The organism is Pseudomonas sp. Sample_21 (assembly GCF_004307525.1).
Classification (GTDB): domain Bacteria; phylum Pseudomonadota; class Gammaproteobacteria; order Pseudomonadales; family Pseudomonadaceae; genus Aquipseudomonas; species Aquipseudomonas atacamensis.
The window spans coordinates 138,884-163,349 of sequence record NZ_RCNZ01000036.1 but is presented as its reverse complement, the minus strand read 5'-3'; the positions used below and the strand labels follow the sequence as shown (position 1 = coordinate 163,349).

Annotated in this window: 19 protein-coding genes; 7 read left to right on the top strand and 12 right to left on the bottom strand. The window is 60.0% G+C overall.

The window, feature by feature from the left end:
- Positions 1-33: 33 nt before the first annotated feature.
- From D8U71_RS05310 to D8U71_RS05290, 5 genes are read right to left on the bottom strand one after another with little or no spacing between them, the layout of a single operon-like run.
- Positions 34-969, bottom strand: coding sequence for a GNAT family N-acetyltransferase (locus D8U71_RS05310; RefSeq protein WP_130887321.1), 936 nt, complete (start codon positions 967-969; stop codon positions 34-36).
- Positions 938-2,248 carry a phenylacetate--CoA ligase family protein gene (locus tag D8U71_RS05305; protein ID WP_130887320.1) on the bottom strand — a complete coding sequence of 437 codons (1,311 nt, stop codon included), beginning with the start codon at positions 2,246-2,248 and terminating at the stop codon, positions 938-940. Before D8U71_RS05305 ends, D8U71_RS05310 begins: the two co-directional genes overlap by 32 nt.
- Positions 2,249-2,291: 43 nt before the next feature.
- Complete coding sequence (locus D8U71_RS05300; RefSeq protein WP_130887319.1) at positions 2,292-4,694, bottom strand: acyl-CoA reductase; 2,403 nt, start codon at positions 4,692-4,694, stop codon at positions 2,292-2,294.
- 1 nt (position 4,695) lies between these two features.
- A complete protein-coding gene (locus D8U71_RS05295) occupies positions 4,696-5,826 on the bottom strand; it encodes an acyl-protein synthase (RefSeq protein ID WP_130887318.1) in 1,131 nt (376 codons plus the stop codon).
- A gap of 9 nt (positions 5,827-5,835) precedes the next feature.
- Positions 5,836-7,083 (bottom strand): MFS transporter, encoded by a 1,248-nt coding sequence (locus D8U71_RS05290; RefSeq protein ID WP_130887317.1) that lies wholly within the window; start codon positions 7,081-7,083, stop codon positions 5,836-5,838.
- 311 nt (positions 7,084-7,394) lie between these two features.
- Between D8U71_RS05290 and D8U71_RS05285 the strand changes: the two genes are divergently transcribed.
- Complete coding sequence (locus D8U71_RS05285; RefSeq protein WP_016770563.1) at positions 7,395-7,583, top strand: hypothetical protein; 189 nt, start codon at positions 7,395-7,397, stop codon at positions 7,581-7,583.
- An 18-nt stretch (positions 7,584-7,601) separates the two neighbouring features.
- Here the strand turns inward: D8U71_RS05285 and D8U71_RS05280 are convergent, their stop codons facing one another.
- Complete coding sequence (locus D8U71_RS05280; protein ID WP_024012892.1) at positions 7,602-7,979, bottom strand: fe2+ zn2+ uptake regulation protein; 378 nt, start codon at positions 7,977-7,979, stop codon at positions 7,602-7,604.
- Positions 7,980-8,222: 243 nt separating this feature from the next.
- On the opposite strand from D8U71_RS05280, the gene D8U71_RS05275 reads away from it, so the two are divergent.
- The gene (locus tag D8U71_RS05275; protein WP_130887316.1) at positions 8,223-10,562 is read left to right on the top strand and encodes an acylase; all 2,340 of its coding nucleotides are present in this window, start codon (positions 8,223-8,225) and stop codon (positions 10,560-10,562) included.
- Between the two features lie 52 nt (positions 10,563-10,614).
- Here the strand turns inward: D8U71_RS05275 and D8U71_RS05270 are convergent, their stop codons facing one another.
- Positions 10,615-11,616, bottom strand: a complete 1,002-nt coding sequence (locus D8U71_RS05270) for a FecR family protein (protein WP_130887315.1) — start codon at positions 11,614-11,616, stop codon at positions 10,615-10,617.
- Between the two features lie 153 nt (positions 11,617-11,769).
- On the opposite strand from D8U71_RS05270, the gene D8U71_RS05265 reads away from it, so the two are divergent.
- Positions 11,770-12,039, top strand: a complete 270-nt coding sequence (locus D8U71_RS05265; RefSeq protein WP_123442531.1) for a PepSY domain-containing protein — start codon at positions 11,770-11,772, stop codon at positions 12,037-12,039.
- A 71-nt stretch (positions 12,040-12,110) separates the two neighbouring features.
- On the opposite strand, the gene D8U71_RS05260 is transcribed toward D8U71_RS05265, so the two are convergent.
- Positions 12,111-16,790 carry a DUF6543 domain-containing protein gene (locus D8U71_RS05260; RefSeq protein ID WP_241664200.1) on the bottom strand — a complete coding sequence of 1,560 codons (4,680 nt, stop codon included), beginning with the start codon at positions 16,788-16,790 and terminating at the stop codon, positions 12,111-12,113.
- 395 nt (positions 16,791-17,185) lie between these two features.
- On the opposite strand from D8U71_RS05260, the gene D8U71_RS05255 reads away from it, so the two are divergent.
- Complete coding sequence (locus D8U71_RS05255) at positions 17,186-18,214, top strand: Ldh family oxidoreductase (RefSeq protein WP_130887313.1); 1,029 nt, start codon at positions 17,186-17,188, stop codon at positions 18,212-18,214.
- Between the two features lie 59 nt (positions 18,215-18,273).
- Here D8U71_RS05255 and D8U71_RS05250 read toward each other — a convergent pair whose 3' ends face one another.
- Positions 18,274-18,591: a DUF883 family protein gene (locus tag D8U71_RS05250; protein WP_024012897.1), complete on the bottom strand. Its 318-nt coding sequence runs from the start codon at positions 18,589-18,591 to the stop codon at positions 18,274-18,276.
- A 154-nt stretch (positions 18,592-18,745) separates the two neighbouring features.
- On the opposite strand from D8U71_RS05250, the gene D8U71_RS05245 reads away from it, so the two are divergent.
- Complete coding sequence (locus D8U71_RS05245; protein ID WP_003224595.1) at positions 18,746-19,000, top strand: hypothetical protein; 255 nt, start codon at positions 18,746-18,748, stop codon at positions 18,998-19,000.
- Positions 19,001-19,006: 6 nt separating this feature from the next.
- Here the strand turns inward: D8U71_RS05245 and D8U71_RS05240 are convergent, their stop codons facing one another.
- Entirely contained in the window at positions 19,007-19,921 is a 915-nt protein-coding gene (locus D8U71_RS05240; RefSeq protein ID WP_130887312.1) for a LysR substrate-binding domain-containing protein, read from the bottom strand.
- 84 nt (positions 19,922-20,005) lie between these two features.
- On the opposite strand from D8U71_RS05240, the gene D8U71_RS05235 reads away from it, so the two are divergent.
- On the top strand, positions 20,006-20,929 hold the full coding sequence (locus D8U71_RS05235) for a carbon-nitrogen hydrolase family protein (RefSeq protein WP_130887311.1): 924 nt from the start codon (positions 20,006-20,008) through the stop codon (positions 20,927-20,929).
- Positions 20,930-21,066: 137 nt separating this feature from the next.
- Here D8U71_RS05235 and D8U71_RS05225 read toward each other — a convergent pair whose 3' ends face one another.
- Together D8U71_RS05225 and D8U71_RS05220 are read right to left on the bottom strand one after the other, a co-directional pair.
- A complete protein-coding gene (locus D8U71_RS05225; protein ID WP_130887309.1) occupies positions 21,067-21,540 on the bottom strand; it encodes an LEA type 2 family protein in 474 nt (157 codons plus the stop codon).
- Positions 21,541-21,606: 66 nt separating this feature from the next.
- Complete coding sequence (locus D8U71_RS05220; protein ID WP_016774665.1) at positions 21,607-23,073, bottom strand: nucleobase:cation symporter-2 family protein; 1,467 nt, start codon at positions 23,071-23,073, stop codon at positions 21,607-21,609.
- A 262-nt stretch (positions 23,074-23,335) separates the two neighbouring features.
- Here D8U71_RS05220 and zapE point away from each other — a divergent pair, with 262 nt between their 5' ends.
- Complete coding sequence (gene zapE / locus D8U71_RS05210; protein ID WP_130887307.1) at positions 23,336-24,454, top strand: cell division protein ZapE; 1,119 nt, start codon at positions 23,336-23,338, stop codon at positions 24,452-24,454.
- The last annotated feature ends 12 nt before the right edge of the window (positions 24,455-24,466 follow it).

Below are 24,466 nucleotides of genomic sequence, written 5' to 3'. Positions count from 1 at the left end.
AAGCCCGCTCATCCGTGTGCGGGCTCCGGCTGATTACACCGCAGCCATGGCTCGCCCAGTGAGTTGACGTTGTGCCTGGTCGTGTAACTGCTGCATGTGCGGGCAATGCAATGTCAGCTTGCGCGTGCGGTAGCCGCGATGAAACAACGTCAGCCAGCCTCCTCGATTGTCTTGCGCAGGCGCCAGACCGGTGAAAGCAAAACCGATGGCGTTAAGACTGTGCAGATCCACGGCAAACTGTCGGGACAGCTGCAAACGAATCGAAATCAGCCAATGCCCGGGCAACGTTCTCAGCTGATCGAGCAGTTCCGGTTCGAGTTTTTCCACGAGCATTTCATGCCGATTGCCGTGTTGTTGAACCTGAACCGAGGGCCCGCGCCAGCATGCTGCACTGGGAGAACAGCCAAACGCCGCCGTCATACGCTCCATGAACGCACGGTAGCGGGTTGGCCACGGCTGCTCCGGCAGCGGGCGCTGATAGCCGTCTATGGCGCGGACACCCAAGACGATCGACTCCGGTGTTTTGCCGCCAAAGGGTGAGCGGACATAGTCCGGCAACAGTCCGGTGTTATGAAAACCGAGACTGATAGCCATGCGTTGGGTATAGGGGTGGTGGGTGACCTGTTTGATCGAAACGCTGCGACAACCCAACGCTTGTGCATGAGTCAGCAGTTGCGCGCCCAGCCGCGTAGCGATGTTCTTGCCGCGGGTATCGGGATGTACGACGCTCAAGGCCAGTTCGGCATCGTGCGAGTTTTCGCTTTGCCGATACAAAGTGGCATGGCCAAGAATCCGCTCTCCCTCCACTGCAACCAGTGAGTGCCAGCGTTTGTCGGCGTGGTTCTGGTTGATCAGGCAGGGCAGGTAGACGTCGCTTTGCACGTAATGATCGCCATAGACCTCGCGAAACAGCTGGCTGACTGCCGTGGCGTCGGTGTCACGGTAATTGCGCAGGATCAACGCTTCCATCACGCACCTCCCTGTCATGTCGGTCGTAGCAGCGTAGATCGACGATCCGCAGGCTTTTCCCTGCGCGAGGATGGCGCGCAAGGTCCTCGAAGCGGCAGCTCTGTATACGCAGCTGCAATAACCCGGCGCCTCGCAGTTGTGGTATCTGCGGATACAGTTCGATCAAGCGGGCCTCGAGTCTGTCCTCGATGCGGGTCGATCTTTCGTTGACTACGTATTTCACCGTCAATAGATCCCTGCCGTCGTCGTGTTCGATCAATAACTGCCAATCGTTGCTGCCAGTGCTGCTCCGTACGCTTTCGCTGATTTCATCGGTCATCAGCGACAGAATGCCGACCCGCACGCGCTGACTGTTGCCGCTGCGACCCCGCAGGGCGAATTTGCGTTGTGCAGTGCCCGGCGGTTCGCGCCAGCACGCGAGATCTCCGACGGGATAGCGGATCAGCGGCATCAAACGGCGATGCAGATTGGTCAGCACCAGCAGACCGGTTTGATCGCAGGCCTCGATCGTTGCGCCGCTGTGCTGATCGATAATCTCCAGCAGTGCGTGACCGTCAGGTGTGCGATGTTCTCCTTCGATGCAGTCACGATGACTTGCACCGATGAATCCGCCATCGACGCTGGCGTAGCCGATCGAGGCAATGCGCGCGTTGGGCAGCACTTGCTCGAGAAGCTGGCGTTGCGAGGCAAACAGACTCTCCCCGCCATAAAGCACGCTATCAACCAAGGGCAGCGCAAGGCCGCGTTGGTCGAGCCAACTGGCGAAGGTCAAAAGTTGCGCAGGCAAGCCAGCCAACACGTTGATCCGGTGTTGCACGATGGCATCGGCCAGCATTGGCGGGTCGACTTCGCCGGTAAACGGAAACTCGGTGATAGGCGTTTCCACATGGGCCAGTGAATCGTGGATAAACAGGAAACTGGCGTAGAGGTCGCCAGCGAAGAACAGATTGGCGACACGGTCGCCGGAGCTGAATTGCTCGCTCAGACTGCGGCCGAAAGCTTCCACTGTGCGTTGCCATTCCGTGCGGGCATATACGGAGAGCCTGCCGCCGCCGGTTGAGCCACCGGTCTTGAAGACCAGGGCGTGGGCAATCGGTGCTGTCAGAACTGGCCATTGCGCCAGATCCGCGCTGTCTTTCCAGAAGTCTGCCGGATCAAGTAGTGGCAGTTCGCGCAGCGAGCTTATTGCCTCGGGAATATCGGCGAGGCTGTTCCTGTAGTAGGGCGAATGCTTGCGGGCAAAACCCGTCAATTCGCTAATCGGGTCGGTTGTTTTCACGGTGTATTCTTCTTGATTCGAATGAGCCAGCTCACGGCAAGCGTCAGCGGCGGGAGTCAATGACCAGCGGCGTCTTGCCGCTGTGTTTGTTTTGAACGAAGTGCTCGGGCGGGCATTGTTCGATCTGCAGCACCAGCAATCCGCTGTCGACCACGGTCATCAGGGTCAGGTAATCGGCGAGACGGTGTTTAGCGATGTCGGCTGCAAGTTCGCAGTGCAGTTGCATGCGCTCGACGCCGTCAGCGCTGTGGTCCAGCTGCAACTGAAACGGCACTTGCAGCCGCGACGCCAATTCGCTCAGGGAGATGAAGTCAGTGCCGATGCGCAACAGCTTGCCGTGGCGTTGCAACAGCTCGAAGCGTGGCGACGTCAGCCCGCAGGCGCAGACGCCCGGCAGCCAGCGCCCGGTGTCGCCAATCTCATAACGCTGCACGCGCTGGCCCCCTTCACGGGCGAGCGAGGTCACCAGCAGCCGACCGACTTGATCCTCGACCACCGGCACATCCTCATCGAACGCGACGATTTCCAAGTGCTGGATCGCGTTCATCAGATGGAAACCGCCATCCGCCGAAGCCTTGCAGGCATGGCCTAGCGGGCCGGCATCGACGCTGCCGTAGATCGCCGAGCGAATGCTCGAGACGCCACAACTGCGCAGCAATGCACGGTTCTGCTCGCTCAGGTGCTCGCCACCGAGAAAGACCTTTTCGACGCCGGCATAAGCACGCAGACGCTCCTGTTCATTGACAAACAGACGATGCAGTGTGGCGGGCATTCCCACCAGGACGTTGACCCGTTGGTCGATGATCAGTTGGGCAATCTCCCGGTAGTCGTCATCGGTAGGTGCGGCCATGGGCAGGTGCGTCACCTCGAGCAATTCCAGCGCTTTGCTGAAGCTGAGAAAACCGCCGTACAGCCCGCCACAGAAGAACAGGTTCATGACCCGATCCCGCGCCGGATCAAGACCAGCGGCGAACAGGCCATCAGCGGTTGCGCGCATCTGCCGATCGAAATCGCGATAGCTGTAGCCGGCCAGAGCAGGGGTGCCGCTGCTGCCTCCGGAGCGGAAATACAACTGCGCCTGATCGTTGATGGGCTGGGCGACGAACGCCTCTTTGTTCATGATCGCAGCGCACGACTTCGCCGCGAGTGGCGGTGAATCGAGACTGGCCTGATCCTGCAGTTGCGTGGCGGCCAGACTCACCGATACCCGCCGACTCAAACGTTGCAGCGCATAGACGCCATCATGGGGTTCGCCTGCGTAACCGTCGTGAATGCTGCCGATCGGTGCGATACGCGTGACCCCGGCGGCGATCAACGCATGGGTAAGCTCGGCAATGCGCGATTGCGCACACACCAGCGCACAGCTTTGCAGGACGTTGCGCCACGGCAGCAGGGTGGCGGTCAGCAGCGCTTGCGGCAGCGGGTGCAGCAGTACGCTGCGAAACAGCGGTGAAGGCGCGAGTTGCCGATCATGGCTCCACATCACCCGCCAGCCCGGGCCGCTCCACACTTGCCCGGTGTGTCCGGCGAAACTCTGGCCGAGGCGGGCCATCTGCGTGTGCGTGGTAATTTGCGAGGCTTCCTGGCGTGTCGGCACCAGTGCCGGCCACTGTGCGGCGCGTCGTTGCAGGGCCTGCGCCAGGCGTTCACCGATATCGCACAAAACCTGCGGATCATCGCTGTCCACCAGCAGCCATTGCGGGCTGGAGCAGGCCTGCTGATCCAGTCGGCAGACTTCGTCGGCGACGGCATCAAGCGCCTCCGGCGTAGACGATTCCGGGGTGAGATAGACGAAGCTGATGCGGTGCCCCCAATCGATCCAGCGACACCCCGGCACCAACTGTTGCCGAATCGCTTGCAGGGCCGCTTCGCCACCCCACGCTGCAACGCCGTTGGCGGGTTTGCACAGCTTGCCGATCTGCTCGGTGCTCGCTGGAATCACCGCCACATGTCCGGCCAGTTGTCCGCTTGCATCGCAGTCGACCAACGCGCGCAACAGTTGCGCCGTCAGGCCTTGATCGCTGCGGCTGGGGCGCAACCAGTTGACGTTGCCGGCGAGCAGACTTTCCACCACCGCGCAAAAGGCCAGCAGCGGCGCGTTGGCCGGAGTGATGTGCACCACCAGCCCGAGTGGACGCCAGGCTTCGAAGCGTGGCTGGCGATAATCGAAACGACGCAGGCAATCGGCTTCGGCGCCCAACTCACGCTGGCGTTTGTAGGCTAGCGCTTCGGGTTGGCAGAAATCGATCAGGGCCTGCCGCTGCTCGTTGTCGAGGGGCAGATCCGAGTGCGCGTCATGCAGTTGCCGGGCAAATCCCGCGACTGCGTCGATGACTGTGCGGCTGTCGAGGGCCCTCGCCAAGTGTTGCGGCAACGCCTGTTGCAGGTCTTGCAGCGCTTGGTCGAGGCTATAAGCGTGGTGCAGTTGTCCATTGATCAAATACATATCAGTGACTTCCCAGTAATTCGGCGGCGGCCATTGCGCAGCTTCTGCCCGCTGTGGTGGCGGCGCGGCCGTGCAGTTCGAACCAGTCGCTGGTCAATCCACAGCCGCAAGTTGCGCCCGGGTGCAGCGTGGCAAGGTCGCTCATGACCACGGCGTGGGCCGGGCTGGAGGAGATGTAAGGCGAGACGAAGCCGAGCAGGCCTTGTTGGCCATAGGGCAGCAGGGAAAAATCCGCCGGATCGCGAATCAGCGCTCGCGAATACACCGGCATATGAAAGCGGTGACGGGCACATTCGATGTAAGGCACGGCGTGCTCGACAGCACCGTAACCGTCGCGGCAGCGGGCCGGTTCGATGCCCAGTTGCCGATGGATATGGGCGTAAAACTGTTGTTTGGGAATTTCCTCCGCAGCCTGGGTTTTCCAGCCACCGCCAAAAAAAGCCAGCGAACCGGCGGGCAATTGCACATCCTGCACAGCGGTAGCCTGCATGCGTTGCAGGGTCTGCCAGAGAAACGCCGGGAAGCCGAAAATCCGTACTGGCAAGCCTTCTTCAGCGAAAGACTGCAACGCGGCGATCACGCCGAATACATCGAACTGATGGCCGCGCCCAGTGTTACGCAAGGCGTAGACCACGCGATTGACCGGGGCAAACCGACAGAGAAACTGGTCGGTAAACGAGGTGCCCAAGGTGATGCGTCCTTCGGGTTCGTAGCTCAACAGCAGGTAGTTGCACGGACTATCGGGAGTGTCCCAGGCGTAATGGCGAAAGATCTGCGCAACCATGAACTGCGCCCGAGCCAGGCTGCGTTCGTCGTAACGCATCCGGCTTTTCTGCCCGCTGGTGCCCGACGAAGTCAGTTCCAGGGCGTTCGTCCCCGTGCTGCTGAGCAGAAGGTGTTGCTTGAAGAAACTGGCAAAGATCGGCGGCAGACGCGACCAGTCACTGAGATTGTCGAGGTCCTGCGGCGCCAGTCCGTGGGCGTTGAGCCAATGGACGTAACCCGGGGTGTGATCGCAGTGAAAGCGGCTGATTTCGGTCATCGCCCGATCAAACAGACCGGACGCGGCTGAATCCGCGCAATAGGGTTGCGTCAACGCGCACAGCGCGTCGGCATAGGGTAGGTGAGTCATCAGTGTTCCTTACTGAGGCGAGGCCACATCAGATGTGGTGGTTTGCAGGAGCCGGTAAACCATGGGCAGGCACATCAGCCCGCCGAATGCGGCCCAGATAGCGAAGTATTCAAGACGGCTGCCGCCACCGATGGCCGCAATCAGCGAACCGCCAAAGCCCATGACGGCGATCGAAATCATGCCGGTCAGCGCCGACACCAGGCCTTTGCTGTCGTCGCTGGAAAACAGCGCCAGGCGATACACCGCCGCGTTGCTCATGCCCAGCCCGACGGCGTACAGCGACAAACTCGCCACCACCGGACCAAGCCCCGCGCCGAGCAATGCGCACGCGGCCAGAAACAGAAGGCCCAGACAGAACGGCCAGAGCGCCAGTTGAATCAATTGCGTCAGCGAATGAGTCTGCAGCAAGCGGTCGAGAATCAGATTGCCGGCAATCACCGCTGAGAAAACCGGAATCTGCCACAGGCCATATTCCAGCGGCGGCAGTTCCAGCGCCCGCACCAGCAGCAATGGCGCCAGGCCTATCCAGGCGATCAGCGGCAGACTCATCAGGCCGAGCGCCAGGCTTGCGCAGAGGAAACGCGGATTGCCCAACAGCGCACCGTAGCGCCGACAAGTAAGGCGCCAGGAGAAGGGTACTGGGCGAGTTTGATGACCGTCGCGGCGCTCGACGCCCACGGTTTCCGGCATCCACAGCAACAGGCCGAGCCAGACCAGCGCTGCTGTGCATCCCAGCAGCAGAAAAATTTCCCGCCAGCTCAGCCATTCCAGCAGCAGGATGCCAAGCAGCGGCCCGAGCAACGGCGATAACAACGCAACATTGCCTAGCAACGCCATCAGCCTGACGGCGTCGGCTTCGCAAAAAACCTCCTGCAATGCCGGGTAGCTCACGGCGACGACGAATCCCAGCCCCATGCCCTGCAACAGACGCAACAGGTTGAACGCTTCAATGCTGTCGGTGCTGAAAGCTGCCGCGCACGACACTCCGAACAGCGCGCAGCCCGTCAACAGCAGCGGCCTGCGTCCGAATTGATCGGACAAGGGACCCAGTAGCCATTGCAGGCAGACGCCACCCAACAGATAAAGATTGAATGCATGGGGAACATGCCGCGCGTCTGCCTGGAGGTCGGTGGTGACGTCCAGCATCGCTGGCATGATCACGTCGCTGGCCATGTAAGTGAGCAGTTCGAAAGCGGTCAGCGCCAGACAGAAACCGGCAACCTGTCTGGGGCCGATATTGATAAGTGTTCTCTGCATGAACATCCCTGTTTTATGAGTGGTAGGAAGTTCGCAGAGCCTAGGCGCAGCCGCACAGCAGACCTAGCCGTTTGCTGCGTCAGCAGATTTCAAAAACTTACGGCATGTTTAAAGGATTGGCGTGGCGCGGAAGCTGTTTACTTGTTTGCGCCAGAGCAGGGAGGGCGGGCCATGCCTCAAGGTCGGCTGACCTTGCAGCCAAAAGTCTTCAGGGGCGGTAACATGAGCGCCCGTTTGCCCCGGCACGTCCCCGTAATTCGGCAAGCGTATGGCTTGCAAACGCATACATTCCAACGTTTCAGGAAACCGCAATGACCCAGAAGCAACGCTTGATTTATTCGATTCTGATCGCCCTGTCGGTACTGGCTATCATGCTGGGCCTGTCCTGGCTGCAAAACGCCGGCATGATCACCGAGAAAACTTTCCAGTACGTCGCGATCGGCGTGGCCGTGGTTGTGGTGGTGATCAATGGCGTGATGCGCCGCAAGGTCAAGCCGTAACGGCGAGCACCCGGTGCCTCATTCGTGGTTGAGGACCGCTGCAGCCTGCGGGTGCAGGCTGTAACTCTTGTCGGCGTTGAAGGTGATCACGCCTTCGGCGCACAAGCGTTTCAGCACTTCGCGCACGCTGAGAAAGGACAACGGCACGTCCAGATCGAGCAACTGGCTATGCACGCCACGTACGCCCAGGCGACGATTGCTCTGTGCCGCCACGAGCAGGGCGTCGATGACTTTCAGGCGAATCAGGCTGGTGCGCAGGCCGAAACTCTTCAGTAACACCCGGATGCGCTCATTGCCCGGACGCTCGCCGCGCTGGGTGAAATTGCCGGTGTGCGAACCCATGGAAACGCCCTGTGGCGTCTGGCTACCGTCCGTTGGTAGTTGCGAGTTGTACATGCGATTACTCCTTTTCAGAGCCAGATCGGGAAAGGTTTTGTTGCGCTCTCTAAACAAGACGTTTCAGCACGACAAATCATGAAAGAAAAGATGTAGAAATTTCGTCGCAAATTCGTCTCGGCCTTGTGATGCCGGCCTCGTCCCGAAGAATTGCCCGCTAAATTTTTTTCCTCAGCTTCGTTTCTTCGTCAGGCTCATTGCGCGTGGACGCAGGGGCAATCGACCTTTCGATCAGGAGCAAGCGTGATTATTTCCAGGCAACTCACCGGGCTGGCCCTCGCCAGCACCTTGTTCGGACTGAGCCTGTCGGCCCATGCACTGAGCCCGGCTGCACAAACCAGCGCCGATATTCGTCGCACCAGTTTCGGCGTGCCGCACATTCGCGCCGAAAACGAACGCGGTCTGGGCTTCGGCATCGGTTACGCCTATGCCCAGGACAATCTGTGCCTGCTGGCCAACGAGATCGTCACGGTCAACGGCCAGCGCTCACGCTACTTCGGCCCGGAGCAGTTCACTGTCGAACAACGGGAAAACCGCGTCAGTGATGTGTTCTTCACCTGGCTCAATACTCCAGAAGCGGTCGAAACCTTCTGGCAGGCGCAACCGACGCAGGTCCGCGACCTGGTCGAGGGTTATGCCGCCGGATACAACCGCTATCTGGCCGAACGGCGCCAGCAGGGATTGCCGCAGCAATGCCAGGGCGAGTGGGTACGCGATATCAGTGCCGAGGATCTGGTCAAACTGACGCGGCGCCTGTTGGTGGAAGGCGGGGTCGGGCAGTTCGCCGAGGCTCTGGCCGGCGCCACGCCGCCGCAAGCGACCGCACAGGTCAAGCACGACGCCGAGGCGTTCCAGTTGGCCGACGCCCGTCAGCAACGTTTCGCCCTGGATCGCGGCAGCAACGCCGTGGCAGTCGGCAGCGAGCGTTCGTTCAACGGCCGTGGCATGTTGCTGGCCAACCCGCATTTCCCATGGGTCGGCGGCATGCGTTTCTATCAGATGCACCTGACCATCCCCGGCAAGCTCGATGTCATGGGCGCGGCTTTGCCGGGTCTGCCGATGATCAACATCGGTTTCAACCAGCATCTGGCCTGGACCCACACTGTCGACTCATCGAAACACTTCACCTTGTATCGCCTGCAACTCGATCCAAAGGATCCGACCCGCTACCTGCTCGACGGCAAGTCGCTGCCGCTGAACAAACAGACGGTTACCTTGCAGGTCAAGCAGGCTGACGGCCAGGTCGTGCCGGTGAAGCGCGATATTTATAGCTCGCAGTTCGGCCCGATCGTGCAATGGCCGGGCAAGCTCGATTGGGATAAGCAATATGCCTACAGCTTGCGCGATGCCAACCTCGACAACGATCGCGTGCTCAAGCAGTGGTACGCGATGAACCAGGCCAGCAATCTCAAGGGTCTGCAAGACGCGGTGCACACGATCCAGGGCATCCCGTGGGTCAATACTCTGGCGGTGGATGACAAGGGCCAGACGCTGTACATGAACCTGTCGGTGGTGCCGAATGTCAGCGCGGAAAAACTGGCCAAGTGCAGCGATCCACGCCTCGGTCTGCGCATGATTGTCCTGGACGGTGCCAACAGCGGCTGTGCCTGGGATGCCGATCCGCAAGCGGCGCAGCAGGGCATTTTTGCGTCCAGCCAGTTGCCGCAATTGCTGCGCAAGGATTTCGTTCAGCACTCCAACGATTCAGCGTGGCTGGCCAACCCGGCGCAACCGCTCACTGGCTATTCACCGCTGATCAGTCAGGACGGACAACCGCTGGGCCTGCGCTCGCGATTTGCGCTTGATCGTTTGGCTGAGCTGAGCAAAAAAGGCCCGTTGGCGGTCAAGGATCTGCAGCATATGGTCATGGACGATCAGGTCTATCTGGCCGCGCAGGTCATGCCCGATCTGCTGAAGTTCTGCGGCGCCGATCTGGGCAGCGATGCGGCCACGCTGAAGCCGGTCTGTGCCAGCCTCAAAGCCTGGGATGGTCGTGCCAGTCTGGATTCCGGGATCGGTCTGGTGCACTTCCAGAACATTATGCAGGCGCTGCTTGACTCACCGGATATCTGGCGTGTTGCATTCAATCCGGCCGATGCGCAACACACTCCGCACGGCCTGGCGCTCGAACAACCGGCCGTGGCCAAGGCGCTGCGTGAAGCGATGCTGGCGTCGGTCGAACTGACCGGCAAAATGGGCCTGAAACCCGACATGCGCTGGGGTGATATCCAGGTTGTCAGCAGTGGCGGGCGGCAAACGCCGATTCATGGCGGGCCGGGTACGTTGGGCATCTACAACGCGATGCAAAGCGTGCCCCGTGATGACGGCAAACTTGAGGTGGTCAGCGGCACCAGCTATCTGCAAGTGGTGAGCTTCGACGAAAAAGGCCCGCACGCCCAAGGGCTGCTGGCGTTCTCGTTATCCAGTGATCCGGCGTCGAAATATTCACGCGATCAGACCGAGGCGTTTTCGAAGAAACAGTGGAGTGTCCTGCCATTCACTGAGCAGCAGATCCAGGCGGATCCGCAATATCAGGTGCAGACGATCAAGCAGGATCAGGCAGGGAAGGTGGCAGCGCAGTAAACAGTCGTCGCCTGAAACAAACGAAGGCCGCCTCCCGCAAGGGACGCGGCCTTCAGCTTTTCGGCGGGCGTTGCGGCATCGAATTGATTACCGGGTTGCCTTCCTTGTTGCGAGTCAGGTAGACCGGCAGCACTTTCGGCAGGCTGTTGGCGAGGTTGTTCATCTCTTTGATGTTGTAGACACCGCCCACGCGGATCGCGCCGGTACTGGTGTCGGCCAGCATCAATGGCTTGTTCAGGTAACGATTGATCAGCGGCAGGGCGTCGTGCAGCGCAAGGTTGTCCAGTATCAGTCGGCCGCTGCGCCACGCCAGCGAGGTATCGCCGGGGTAGGTCTGGCTGATTTGCGGTGCGTAATCGCCATGTCGGTAGCGTGCCTGCATCGATGGACTCAAACGCAGGCCGTCGCCCGGCAGATCGCGATTGCTGCTGACCAGCACCGAACCTTCGACCAGATTGACCCGAACCTGATCTTCATACATCCACACGTTGAATCGGGTACCGGTCACGCGGATCTTGCCGTCCCCGGCGCGCACCACAAACGGATGAGACGCGTCATGGCTGACATTGAAAAACGCCTCGCCCTTGTTCAGAGTGGCGCGACGTTCATGTTTGTAATTGCTGAAAGTCAGGTCAGTGTTCAGGTTGAGTTCCAGCTGGCTGCCGTCACTCAGGGTGATCTGACGCACACTGTCGGTGGCGGCGTAATGCTGATAACCGTTGGGCACCCAGCCCAGATTCCAGCCGCTGTAGGCCGCAAGCGGCAAGCCGACAGCGCAGGCGCCGGCGATGACCGCGAACTTGCGCCACGAACGCAAGGGTTTGCGCTGCGCGGCGAGCGCCTCGGGTTCGGTTCGAGGCAGATCTCCGGCGACTTCCCAGATTTCCTGCATGGCTTCGTATTCAAAGGCATGCAGCGGATGGGCTTCGTGCCAGGCTTCAAATGCGCGACGCTCTTCGTCCGTGCAGTCAGCGGCGTGCAGACGCATGCACCAGTGCGCGGCGGCATCGGTGATCGCATCGTATTCGGCTTCCGAGAGAGTGTCTTGGGTCATTGACTCGTCCTGATTTCGCTCATTCTAACCTCGCCGGCAGGCTGCCGAGAACATCCGTCATGGCATTTACCCATCAACGTGGAACTTATTTTTCCCTGTGGCGCCCAAAAAAACAGGAAGCAACTGCCTACTATCCATAAATGGAGTGAAAAAATGATCAAAAAGACATTCGCAGCCCTGATTGCCACTGCCGGTTTGTTCAGCGCCGGTGCCGCCCTGGCGGACAAGCCAGGCGCAGGCTGGATCACTATCGAAAAAGCCATCGAGGTCGCCAAGACCAAGGCCGGCTATGTCGAGGTCTATGAGATCGGCGCCGACAATGACGGCTACTGGGAAGGCGAAGGGCGCAAGGCCGATGGCACTGTTTACGAATTCCGCATTGATGGCGCTTCCGGCAATGTGCTGCGGGACCAGAAGGACTAACCCACCTTAAGCACTCACTGATTCTTGTGTTGAGCAATGCGCTGGCGCGACGTCAGCGCATTTTTTTGTCTTCACGGCAGCGCTTGCGAGGCTCCTGCCTGATCCGACCCCGCCGCCGCTGACGATAGAGGGGCGGGAAGCGGGTCGAGCTGGCGGCCCAGTTCACTGATGAGCAACGCGATCGAATCAGCGTTGGCGAGCATGACGTCAATCCTTGCATCTGCAGAATCAGGGCGGCAAAACGCCAGGCGTGCATCTGCAAGGTTTGTGGTGTTGGTAAGGCTGAGGATTTTTTGGTAATTGCCGGCATGCGCCGGCACTTTGTCCAGGTCGGTCCAGACCTGTTTGCCGGTCTTCTCCGCAAACAAGTGCTTGCCGTAGCGCGACAATAAGCTGCGATGACGTTCAATAGATTCCTTGGCATGTTTGCCCGAGGGCGTCCTCGTATCGATGAGGTCCAGATAAGGCGCCATGGCCTGCACGGCGACAAGATCGTCGCTGTCGCAAACCAGATGCGAGAGCTCATGGATCAGCGTTACAGCGCGGGCATGGGAATCAACATTGAACCGAGGAGGCAAATGCGCAGTGTATTTATCCAGTCCCGGGTTGAAAAACAGCTCAGTGAGATGAATGATTCTTCGTTTGTCCTGTTTGAAAACGAATGCCACGGTATTTCCGCTGCCAGGCCCGTTCAGACCAGTAAAAAAGCGTTCGGTATAGAGCAGATCGTCTTTCGGGTTCGTCAGTTCTCGGCAAACAGGAATAATCACTTTCTCGAATTTCCTGAGCAGCGTGGGCGTTATCACCGACACCTCGAAGAACCCCTTTAAAACCGTCTCTAACCGCGTGCCCGTAAGGTTGTCGCGCTGTGTAACGTAGTTATGCAGACAATTGACTGCGTATTCTCTTGCACGATTTACCGCTTGCTGTATCACGAACGCCCTGGCCGGATAGCGACGGTTGATCTGGGCCATGCCTCTGGCCTGGATATACATTTCTACGGAACGGTTTTCCTCGACTTCGTGTTGCACAGGGTCACGTTTTTTTGACCGGCAGCGATACACCTGCTGGCTGGTGCTTGCGACGACCAGACGGGAATTTTTCTCCTCGAGTGCCGGCCCCTGGCTGCCGTCTTTTTTGCGCAAATACCAGGTCTTTTCGACCTGGACCGTCGGATACACCTTGCCGGCAATGGCGGCGTATTTCTGCGTCGTCGACGAATCGCCATAGACCAGCTTATTGGCATCGAGCTTGAGGCTTTCCAGTGCCGTACTGCTTTCGAAGGGCTGCAGATCCACGCGGGCGGGCGTTACCGGTGACACTTTTGCCCAGCGAGAGGCTGCTTGCACCGTCGTGGCTGTACCCTCAGGTGCGTGCGCCTCTGCGGCGAATTCGGTACTGACCGTTTCTGCCTCGTTTTCCCAGGACAGACGTCCCAGGCTGAAGAGGGTAATCGCCCCTGCAATGAAGCTTTTCAGGGCGTTCGCCCAGTGGTGATCCTGCAGGCCTTCAGCGGAGGCCTTGAAATCCTGATAGCTGCGCCAAAGGAAAAATCCGCAGGCGAGTTTGCCCGGCAACACGTGCGGCACCAGGCGGACGCCGTGGCTGAACAGAAACTTCACTGCTTCCCAATCTGCCTGGGCGTCGATCTGTGGTTGGCTGCGCAGCATTTGTGGCAGAAGACTCAGGGTGTCTTTGTGCAACCGCTCGAGCACGTTGCCCTTTATGGGGGAGTCATGAAGGGTGATTTCACTGTTTTTGCCGATCGTTGTTTTCAACAGGCTCTTGAATACGGCCTGCTGCGCGTCAGGCAGACGCCGGATGAGCAAGTCCTGAAAGTGGCCGGGGGTATTGAGTGCTTCGATCAACTGCGCTTCGTTCTCGAACTCGCGAAATATCCATCTTGAGTAAGGCGCATAAAGGACCCGGGGACCTGTTTGCCCTGCGGCCGGACCGAAGATATACAGTCCGAGCGCGTCTACGCAATCAGCGCCTGAAGTCTTGATCAACGATAGCGGACAAGCGATGGCGTGAGCACCGTCGACCATCGCCCGCGCTATCCCGTCCGGCATATCGAGGACCTGGCAGATATAGTCGTAGCCGGTATCGGAGAGTTGCTGTTGCAACTTCATCGAGTGGGCGTGCTGCATCAATTGCCAGGGCAGCTGGCGCAAGAACCGTTCTTTGCTGAGGCGTGCTGACGCGCTATCAGCTGTCAGCGCTTCGGTCACTTTTGCGGTGTAGGTAGTGGCAACGTCGAGAGATTGCAGCAGTTGCCGTACGGCGGACTGGCCAAAATCCTTCGGGAGTGCCGTCGCTGTTGTCGACGCCATTTTGAAACCGCTGTCCTGCACGACGTTGTAGTGATGCAAGGCAAACTCCAGCAAGTCACAGGCAGGGCCGGCCAGTGTCAGGTTGGGGGTGATCCGGATGTCCTGTGGCTTGAGGCCGTTGCCTGGAAATCGCGCATCGAGCAGTGTCTTGAGGGTCTGCTCGATATGAGTGGCCAGCGCCGGGACCTCATCGAGGAAATCCTTGCCGTCGATGAACGCGCGGCGCAGTTCATCCAGCAACGCCAGTTGCGTGCGCTGCTCGGTCGCCGAGGCCATGCGCAACCAGTCGGGATAATCCAGATGACTGGCAAGGGTTCGTGCAAGGTCAACGGCGCGGCGCAGATTGGTATCGATCACCGCGCTTTTCATTTGCTCAAGGTAAGTCTGCAACCTGTCCTGGTTCTTGATACACACGCGCAGCTCTTCTGAATCGGCCAGGAAGTGTTCAATGCCCGATTGCATGCGATTGCTGGAAACACGGTCTTCAATCAATTGAAAACTGCCCAGGGTGTATTGCAGGTCCAGTCGACGTTGAGCCCTTGGCAGATTTTCCAGCAGCGTATGACTCTGGTTGTTGTCATCCAGGCGTTGTTGCAATTGCTTCTGCGCGACGGCGATATTCTCGAACTGTTCCAGCCCCGTGGCCGGTGTCCACAGGATGGCGCGTCCGGAATGCTGGTCATCCATGCCGCCGCGCTCTGTCAGGAGCACGCAGTGAGCGAGCGGCAATGCACCTTTGAACTCGGCACAGGTGAGGGTGAGCGACCATGCATCGGGGCGGAAACCATTGAGTGACTGGCGCTCCCTGCGTGTCGGATGCGTGGCATCGAACACGGTGTCGACGATCTTTCGCTCCGCCTCCAGCCATGACCCGCTGAGACTGCGCAGGTAGGCCTCACCGCGCAGGCCATCTTCGAACGCCTGCGCCAGCTTCCAGAGAATGCCCTCGAGAAAGACCCGCTGTTCGCCGCCGTGGCCGGTCGGCTGGTCTTTGAAGTGGCTGGTCAGATTATCCAGCGTGCGCCCCAGGCTCGTCGCCTGCTGCGCAGCCTTGTCCGCTTGCACGAGTGACGATGGCGGAGTGCTGGTGAATAACGGACGGGTACTCCAGCGCTGATTGAGATCGAGCTTGAGCAATCGTTCATGAATCATCGAACGGATATCCAATGCCTTATCAAAGAGTGCATGGATATCGGTGGTGCGTTTGCTCTGACGAAAGCGCTGCAACACGAATTCAATGTTCTGGCGTTGTTTGGTGATGATGGTCTCGAACAGCGTCGTCATGATCTCACCGCCAATGTTTTCCCCGGATACCTGTGCGTTAGTGAAGCCAAGGTAGCGATTGCGCTCTTGCAGGTTCATCAGCCCGTACAGCTCATCTTCGTGCCCGGCAGCTCGCAGTTTGGCGGTCAGTGTCTGTTTGAGGTCGGCGTAGTCGGTGAGTACCTGCAGGCCCTGGCTGGGCGTATAGAGATAAGCCTTGTCATGATTGATCATCAGCGAACCGGCCAGCTCGACACAGGCTGTCTCTTCGCTCAGGCACACGGTTTCGAACGTTGGCCGCCGCACTGCAACGCTTGGCTCACGGACCAGACAGTGCAGGGCGTCGAATTCGCTGGCAGTGAGGATCTGCGTTTCGCGCTTGATCATCAGATCCGCTCGCGCCTGATCCTGTAGCGTCTGGCTGAAGAAGGTACGTCTGGGCGAGCCCTCGAATGAGGCGCCATTCCAGTAGATCTCAAGCTGCCGAAACAACAGCATGGTCAATTTTCCCGATGCGGACTCGATCGCATGGGTCCAGGCAGACTGATCGTCTTCGCTGACCGAACGAGCGGGATGGGTAAATTCCACGGTCTGACCGTGCGGCCAGCCCTGGCGATGAAAGTGCAGCAGCAGCGCGTCACTGAGCGACAGCGAGTCGACCCACTGTTTGTCCGCAGAGGAGGACGTCGAATAAAAACCGACCCGGGTTAGCGACTGTTGCAACGCGGCAAAATGCGCTTCGAGCAGTTCGTCGAGAATCTTTTCCAGCAACGTTGCAAGGGATGGCAGGCGTTTGAGCTCGTCCAGCAGGTCGCGGGCGCACCTCTCCAGGGATTCGCCGATAGCCGCTTGCTGGTCCTCGAACACATCGCCTTCGATGGTTTCGCAGGTCAGGGTAATCCCGCGTTTTTCCACCAGTTCCTTGCGCAGCGAAACCGAGAGGAAAGCCAGCAGATCATCAGCTTCCCCGGCATTGTCGAGGCGTGTCTGCAAGGCGTCCGTCAGTGCTTGGCGGTCAGCGAATTTTTTCAGGCCATCGTAGGGCGTATAGAGAAACACGCCGTTGTCATCCGGCCCTGCGCTGAGCATGAAGCTGCCCGCCAGCGGCACGGCCTGTTGCTTGTCGGCGTTGAGCAGGATGCGTTCGGCCAGCATCGGCGGGGTTTGCTTGTTGCGCAGCGATTGCGTCGCCAGTTGCGCATGGGCAAGCCAGTCGAAGTCTTTGCTGTTGAGACCGTGTGCCGGACCCAGGGCAGCATGCAGGCCGGGTGAATCGAATATCACTGGAAACAACAGCGGGGCAGTCGGGGTGGACATCATTGCAACTCTGAACGGGGCGCCATCGGGCTGGAACTCAACAGTAGATGCGCAGACTGGAGCACTTGCGGTAGATAGTTACCGCACACGCTGACCGTGAAATGTGCATCTGGGCGCGCCAGCGGATGCCGATCAATCGAAGGGTTGACAGCTGGCAGCTCGGGCGCGGTTAATCGGTGGGCAAATTCGACCGTACGCTGTTGTTCCCTCCAATAATCATTCTGGAGCTTCAGATGTCTGCGCTACACGATCCTGGCTCGTCCACAGTGTCCCTCGAGGCACTGACGCAACTGCTTGAAATGATTTTTCTGCGCCACGGCACTTCCAGCGACGTCGCCCGGGTGCTGGCCGCCAACTGCGCCAACGCCGAACGCGACGGCGCTCACAGTCATGGCGTGTTTCGCATCCCCGGTTATGTCTCGACGCTGAAAAGCGGTTGGGTCAATGGCCATGCGGTGCCCCAGGTTGAAGACGTCGCGCCGGGGTTTGTCCGGGTTGACGCCGGCAACGGTTTTGCCCAGCCAGCGTTGGCAGCGGCCCGACCACTGCTGATCGAGAAGGCGCGTCATGCCGGGATCGCGGTGCTGGCGATTCGCAACTCGCATCATTTCGCTGCTTTGTGGCCGGATGTCGAGCCCTTCGCCGACGAAGGCCTGGTGGCGCTGAGCGTGGTCAACAGCATGACCTGCGTGGTGCCCCATGGCGCTGATCGGCCATTGTTCGGCACCAATCCGATTGCCTTCGCCGCACCAAGGGCCAACGCCGCGCCGATTGTGTTCGACCTTGCCACCAGCGCCATTGCCCATGGCGATGTGCAGATCGCCGCGCGCAAGGGGGAAAAACTCCCGGTCGGCATGGGGGTCGACAGCCTCGGCCAACCGACGCAGGACCCCAAGGCGATTCTCGAAGGCGGCGCGTTGTTGCCGTTCGGCGGGCACAAAGGCTCGGCGCTGTCGATGATGGTCGAGTTGCTGGCGGCGGCATTGACCGGCGGCAATTTCTCATTCGAGTTTGACTGGTCCAACCATCCCGGCGCGAAGACACCATGGACCGGCCAGCTGTTGATCGTCATCGACCCGAGCAAAGCGGCGGGGCAGAGCTTTGCCCAGCGCAGCGAGGAACTGGTGCGGCAGATGCACGGAGTCGGGCTCAAGCGTTTGCCGGGGGATCGGCGGCATTTGCAGCGTGCCCGCTCATTAGCGCAGGGCATCACGCTGGATGAACAGACGCTGGGGCAGTTGCGGGAGTTGACGGGGGACTGAGTTTGCACAAGGCATAAAAAAGCGAGCCCCAAGGCTCGCTTTTTTTGTGGCGCTGGAACTCAGCGACGGCCGAGCAGCAGGCCCACCACCAGGCCGAAACCGGCGGAGACCGCCACGGTTTGCCAAGGGTGGCCACCGATGTAGTTCTCGGTGGCTTCAACAGCGGGTTTGGTGCGGTCGCGCACGCTGGACACCGAATCCAGTGCCAGCTGCAGCTTCTGGGCAATTTGTGCGCGCAGCGTTTCTGCTTCTTCGCCTACCAGTGAAGCGCTGCTCTTGAGCAGTTTGTCCGATTCTTCGATCAGAGCCTGAAGCTCGCTGAAAGCTTGATCCTTGATTTGCTCTTCGGCAGCTTGCGAGGCGGTTTTACGGGCCATTGGGTGACTCCTTGCAGGTGAATGGACAGTGACCAATGGAGTGTAGCGGCAGGCGAAAAGTTGCATGTCATTCGCGGACAAGGGAAAAACCTGCACCGGAGATTTGTGTCGAGCGTGTAAGATGTCGCCATTTTACGCAGCAGGATATATCCCCATGAGTTTCAATCTGGCCGACAAATCCCTCGCAGAGCGCGCAGCGCTGGAAGACGAGAAATCCCGTCTGTTCGAACTCTGGCAGAACAATCTGGGCAAAGCCAAAGGCGAAGCCGCGCGCCTGTTTGGGGAGCGCTCCAAGCGCAAGGGCAAATGGGCCGAGTGGGTCCGCGCCGAGCTGGACGGCATGTCGCCGCCGGAGTTCGCCAACATGGTGCGCAGTGAAGTCAATCGCCTGATGGCGGCGAACAAATAATCCGTTTCACCCTTGGCTGAACGTGGCGGCAATCACCTCACGAACCTTGACCAGCACCGGATCGATCTGTGTGCTGGTGCGCCAGCCCAGTTCCACCGGATAGCGCGGTAAAGCCAGAGGGCAAGGCAGCAGCGCCAGTCCACTCAGCGCCGCGATACTTGCGGCGGCGTGGGCCGGGATGGTCGCCACTGCCTGACTGCCCTTGAGCAAAAAGGGCAGTGCAGCAAAATGCGTGGTCGACGCGCAGACTCGCCGGCTCAAACCCACTGCCGCCAATCCTTCATCGGTAATGCCGATAAAGCCGCCCGACGACACCAGAATGTGCTCGCGTTCAACGAACTCCTGCAATGCGATCTGCTGTTGGCCTGGCGCGAGACTGGCCGGGTCGACCAGACACGCATAGCCGCCTTCGCCCAACACCTGACGGCTGAGCAGGCGCTCGGCAAATCCTCCGGCAGTGATCGCCAGGTCGATGCTGCGCTCCATCAGCGCGCGGGCGACGATCTGGCTGTGGGTCTGGCGGAATATCAGCCGCAGCTTCGGCGCACGACGGGCGATTTCCTCGATCAGGCGGCGGCCGTAGGCAATTTCAAAATCATCTGACAGACCGATCGCCACCGAGCGCCCCTCGTACTGATTGGCCGCTGGATCAAGCATGGCCAGACTTTGCCGGCATTTGTTCAGGGCATCGCTGATCACCGGTTTCAACTGATTGGCTTGCAGCGTCGGCGCCAGACCGCGCCCAGTGCGCACGAACAACTGATCGCCATACACCTCACGCAAACGACGCAACGCCGCGCTGACCGCCGACTGCGTTACGCCAAGACGCAGAGCGGCGCGGCTGGCGCTGGATTCATCGTGCAGTGCTTCGAAGACTTTCAGCAGGTTCAGGTCGATGTCGGCGATATTCATTTGGCTCATATCATTCAGCAGTGGGCAGGGCTTTATTCATGATCGCGTGAGGCTGGAGAATCGGCAACACCTGAACCTGATGGAGTAAACACGATGGCCAAATCCATAGTTGCGGCGTTGCAGATCGGTGCCTTGCCCGGGGGCAAAGGCGAAACCCTCGACCAGATTCTCAGCTGGGAAGACGCAATCCGCGACTCCGGTGCTGCGTTGGTGGTGATGCCGGAAGCCTTGCTCGGTGGTTATCCGAAAGGCGAAGGTTTCGGCACCCAGTTGGGTTATCGACTGCCCGAGGGGCGCGAGGCCTTCGCGCGGTACTTTGCCAACGCCATTGATGTGCCTGGCGCCGAAACTGAGGCGCTGGCCGGATTGTCAGCGCGCACCGGGGCCAATCTGGTGATCGGCGTGATCGAGCGCGCCGGCAGCACGTTGTATTGCACGGTGCTGTATTTCGATCCGCAGGCCGGGCTGCTCGGCAAACACCGCAAGCTGATGCCCACCGGCACCGAGCGACTGATCTGGGGCAAGGGTGATGGCTCGACGCTGCCAGTGTTCGACACCCAGGTCGGCAAGCTTGGCGCGGTGGTGTGCTGGGAAAACATGATGCCGCTGCTGCGCACGGCGATGTATGCCAAGGGCGTTGAGGTCTGGTGCGCGCCGACCGTTGACGAGCGCGAGATGTGGCAGGTCAGCATGCGCCACATCGCCCATGAAGGCCGCTGCTTCGTGGTCAGCGCCTGTCAGGTGCAGGCCTCGCCGAATGCGTTGGGGGTGGAGATTGCCAATTGGCCCGGGGATCGACCTTTGATTGCCGGCGGGAGCGTGATCGTCGGGCCGATGGGCGATGTGCTGGCTGGACCGTTGCGTGGGGAAGCGGGTTTGCTGACGGCGCAGATCGACACCGATGAACTGATCCGCGCGCGGTATGACTACGATGTGGTCGGCCACTATGCGCGGCCGGATGTGTTCGAGTTGACCGTTGATGAGCGGGCGAAGCCGGGGGTGCGGTTCAATACCTGACATTGAAGCTTGCAAAGAACCTGTGGGAGCTGGCTTGCCAGCGATGGGGCCATGTCAGTCGACATCTTTTTGGCAGATGCACCGCTATCGCTGGCAAGCCAGCTCCCACAGGGATCGGTGCCCGATCAGAAAACTTTTTACCACGTCGCCGCACTCGCTTTAGGCAAGCTCAACTTGCCGCTGTCGGTAAAGCGCATCGTGCCGAACAACCCGCCCGCCAGTTTGCCGCGCAGCACGTAGGGCAGGTTGTCGAGGCTTTGCGTCTGGCTCAGGCCCAATGTCTGGCGCAGGAACGAGAACGCCGAGACGCTGACCGGTACCGTGACAATGGCTTCAGAGAAACGCGGGATTGAGCCGCTCTGATCGCTCACACCCGAAGCCAGCGAATGACCATTGACCTCCAGATCCAGGGCGATGCCGTTGTAATCGATCGCCGTTTCATTGGGGTTCTGTACGCGCAGCTTGATCGCGAAGCGTACTTCCAGTTCCTGGCTGGGCAACGGTTCGAGGCCGACCACGTTGATGTTCACCGGGTCGCGATTGGGAAACAGTGCGCAGGCACTGAGCGACAACAGCACAAGCGACAGGATGACGGCGTGGACGCGGCGCATAAAAATCTCTCGACAAAAAAGGGCTGAACCGTCGCCGGTGCAGCCCTTTTTTTTCGAGGCGCGACGTCAGCGGTTCAACTGTGCGACAGCCGCCGCTTGGCCGGGTTCACCTTTGGCGGCGACGTCGGGGTTTTCCATGACCTGCAGAATCGACGCTTCCGGGTCAAAATCATCTTCTTCCAGCTCGATGAATTCTTCCGGCAGGAAGATGTTCAGCACGATAGCGCACAACGCGCCAACGGTGATTGGCGATTCGAAGATGTTGCGCAGCGCTTGCGGCAGTTCGCGCAGGACTTCCGGCACCGCCGCAATACCCAGGCCCATGCCCAGCGAGATCGCCACGATCAGCATGTTGCGTCGATGCAGGCCGGCCTCGGCTAGGATCTTGATTCCGGCCACGGCGACGGTGCCGAACATCACCAGTTCGGCGCCACCCAGCACCGGTTTCGGCATCAGTTGCAGCACCGCGCCGATCATCGGGAACAAACCGAGCAACACCAGCAGCCCGGCGATGAAAAACGCTACGTAGCGGCTGGCCACACCGGTCAACTGGATCACCCCGTTGTTCTGCGCAAAGGTCACCATCGGCATGCTGTTGAACACTGCCGCCATGGCCGAGTTGAGACCATCGGCGAGCAGGCCGGATTTGATGCGACGGATGTACAGCGGGCCTTTCACCGGTTGCCGGGAGATCATCGAGTTGGCGGTCAGATCACCGGCCGCTTCCAGCGGCGACACGAGGAAAATCACCGCCACCGGCACGAACGCCACCCAATCGAAGTTGAAGCCATACTTGAACGGCACCGGCACGCTGACCAGCGGCACCTCGGGCATCGAAGCGAAATCCACCGTGCCCATCAGCCATGCCACCACGTAGCCGAGGGTCAGGCCGATGACGATCGCGCCCAGGCGCAGAAACGGCACGTCGACACGGTTCAACACAACGATGGTACCGATCACCAGCGCCGCCAGAAATACGTGACTGGCCGCGCCCAAGTCAGGCGCGCCGAAGCCGCCGGCGATGTCGGTCATCGCCACTTTGATCAGCGACAGGCCCATCAGCGTGATGATCGTGCCGGTCACCACCGGCGTGATCAGCATGCGCAGTTTGCCGATGAACTGGCTGAGCACCACTTCGATGAAGGCAGCGAAGAAGCACACGCCGAAGATCGTCGAGAGGATTTCGTCAGTGCCACCGCCACGCGCCTTGACCATGAACCCGGCGCTGAGAATCACACTGATAAAGGAGAAGCTGGTGCCTTGCAGGCAGAGCAGACCGGAACCCACCGGGCCGAAGCGCTTGGCCTGGACAAAGGTGCCGAGGCCGGAGACGAACAGCGCCATGCTGATCAGGTAGGGGATTTCACTGTGCAGACCGAGGGCGCCGCCCATGATCAGGGTCGGGGTGATGATGCCGACGAAACTCGCCAGTACATGCTGCAACGCGGCGAACACCGTGGCGGTCAGGTGCGGACGGTCGTTGAGGCCGTAGATCAGGTCGTTGTTGCGCGGGGTTTTGTCAGAGGCGGTCATGGTGATGTGCGCGCCGCAAGGCGGGGCCGGGTCAGAAAATGGGTGCGCAGAATGCCGGAAGAGGGCGGCGAGGGCAACGAGCAATAACTGCCTGAAAGGTCAGGTTTTTGGGCTCTGTGGGAGCGAGCCTGCTCGCGAAAGCGGCGGCTCAGTCTGCATCTCGGTCACTGACGAGCCGCCTTCGCGAGCAGGCTCGCTCCCACAATGATCGCCCACGCGCGTTAATCAGCAATGGCCAATCGCCCGTGGCATACTCCCGCGCATGACTTTCGACTCCCCCCTCAGTGCCTGGCAATACGCAGTCGACCACAAGGGTTTCATCCAGGATGAAGCCCAGGAGCACGCGGTCTGGGCCTTGCAAAAATGCCATGAAGCCTTGCACGCCGGTGCCCGTTCGGTCAGCGGCGTGTACCTGTGGGGGCCAGTCGGTCGTGGCAAGACCTGGCTGATGGATCAGTTCTACCAGAGCCTGCGCGTGCCGGCGCGGCGTCAGCACTTTCATCACTTCATGGGCTGGGTTCATCAGCGTTCGTTTCAACTCAGTGGCATCGCCGATCCGTTGCGCGCTTTGGCCAAAGAGCTGGCCGGTGAAGTGCGCGTGCTCTGCTTCGATGAACTGTTCGTCAATGACATCGGCGACGCGATCATTCTCGGCCGGCTGTTTCAGGTGATGTTCGATGAAGGTGTGGTGATCGTCTGCACCTCCAATCTGCCGCCCGATGATCTATACGCCGACGGCTTCAACCGCGACCGTTTCACGCCGGCGATTGCGGCGATCAAGGCGCACATGACCGTGGTCGCGGTGAATGGCGCCGAGGATCATCGCTTGCATCCGGGGACGATCGAGCAGCGTTATTTTGTTCGCGCGGATGATTTACCGAGCGCACTGGAGGCCGTGTTCAAATCGCTGGCTGCAGATGAGACTGTCAGCGAGGAGCCAGTGGCCGTGGGCCACCGCACACTCAACGTGGTGCAAGCCAGCGAATCCGTGCTGTGGTGTCGCTACAGCGATTTGTGCGAACAACCTTTCGCCGCCATGGACTTCATCGCCCTGTGTGATCGCTACCGGGCTATTCTGTTGAGCGAAGTGCCGAACCTCAGCGCACAAAAACGCGAAGGACGTATCGCACGCGGTACCGAAGACGGCGCTGCGCGCGTGGTCGCCGGCGACCGGGAATTGCCGCAATTGTCGGTACATGACGACGGCGTTCGCCGCTTTATCGCGCTGGTCGACGAATGCTACGACCGCAAGGTGCCGCTGTACGTCGAGGCAAGCGTACCGATGGATGCGCTGTACACCAAGGGCTATCTGGAATTCCCGTTCCGCCGCACCCTCAGCCGTTTGCAGGAGATGCAATTGCAGCGCTTCGCTGAAGCCTGAAAGAAGAGGGCG

Bases quoted from the DNA above. Each gene is read 5' to 3' on its own strand.
- D8U71_RS05225 (WP_130887309.1), bottom strand. From the start codon at position 21,540: ATGCGCCGCGTCCACGCCGTCATCCTGTCGCTTGTGCTGTTGTCGCTC.
- D8U71_RS05250 (WP_024012897.1), bottom strand. From the start codon at position 18,591: ATGGCCCGTAAAACCGCCTCGCAAGCTGCCGAAGAGCAAATCAAGGAT.
- D8U71_RS05245 (WP_003224595.1), top strand. From the start codon at position 18,746: ATGAGTTTCAATCTGGCCGACAAATCCCTCGCAGAGCGCGCAGCGCTG.
- D8U71_RS05295 (WP_130887318.1), bottom strand. From the start codon at position 5,826: ATGACTCACCTACCCTATGCCGACGCGCTGTGCGCGTTGACGCAACCC.
- D8U71_RS05270 (WP_130887315.1), bottom strand. From the start codon at position 11,616: ATGACCCAAGACACTCTCTCGGAAGCCGAATACGATGCGATCACCGAT.
- D8U71_RS05255 (WP_130887313.1), top strand. From the start codon at position 17,186: ATGTCTGCGCTACACGATCCTGGCTCGTCCACAGTGTCCCTCGAGGCA.
- D8U71_RS05285 (WP_016770563.1), top strand. From the start codon at position 7,395: ATGACCCAGAAGCAACGCTTGATTTATTCGATTCTGATCGCCCTGTCG.
- D8U71_RS05300 (WP_130887319.1), bottom strand. From the start codon at position 4,694: ATGTATTTGATCAATGGACAACTGCACCACGCTTATAGCCTCGACCAA.
- zapE (WP_130887307.1), top strand. From the start codon at position 23,336: ATGACTTTCGACTCCCCCCTCAGTGCCTGGCAATACGCAGTCGACCAC.
- D8U71_RS05310 (WP_130887321.1), bottom strand. From the start codon at position 969: ATGGAAGCGTTGATCCTGCGCAATTACCGTGACACCGACGCCACGGCA.
- D8U71_RS05260 (WP_241664200.1), bottom strand. From the start codon at position 16,790: ATGCTGGCCGAACGCATCCTGCTCAACGCCGACAAGCAACAGGCCGTG.
- D8U71_RS05265 (WP_123442531.1), top strand. From the start codon at position 11,770: ATGATCAAAAAGACATTCGCAGCCCTGATTGCCACTGCCGGTTTGTTC.
- D8U71_RS05220 (WP_016774665.1), bottom strand. From the start codon at position 23,073: ATGACCGCCTCTGACAAAACCCCGCGCAACAACGACCTGATCTACGGC.
- D8U71_RS05290 (WP_130887317.1), bottom strand. From the start codon at position 7,083: ATGCAGAGAACACTTATCAATATCGGCCCCAGACAGGTTGCCGGTTTC.
- D8U71_RS05280 (WP_024012892.1), bottom strand. From the start codon at position 7,979: ATGTACAACTCGCAACTACCAACGGACGGTAGCCAGACGCCACAGGGC.
- D8U71_RS05235 (WP_130887311.1), top strand. From the start codon at position 20,006: ATGGCCAAATCCATAGTTGCGGCGTTGCAGATCGGTGCCTTGCCCGGG.
- D8U71_RS05240 (WP_130887312.1), bottom strand. From the start codon at position 19,921: ATGAGCCAAATGAATATCGCCGACATCGACCTGAACCTGCTGAAAGTC.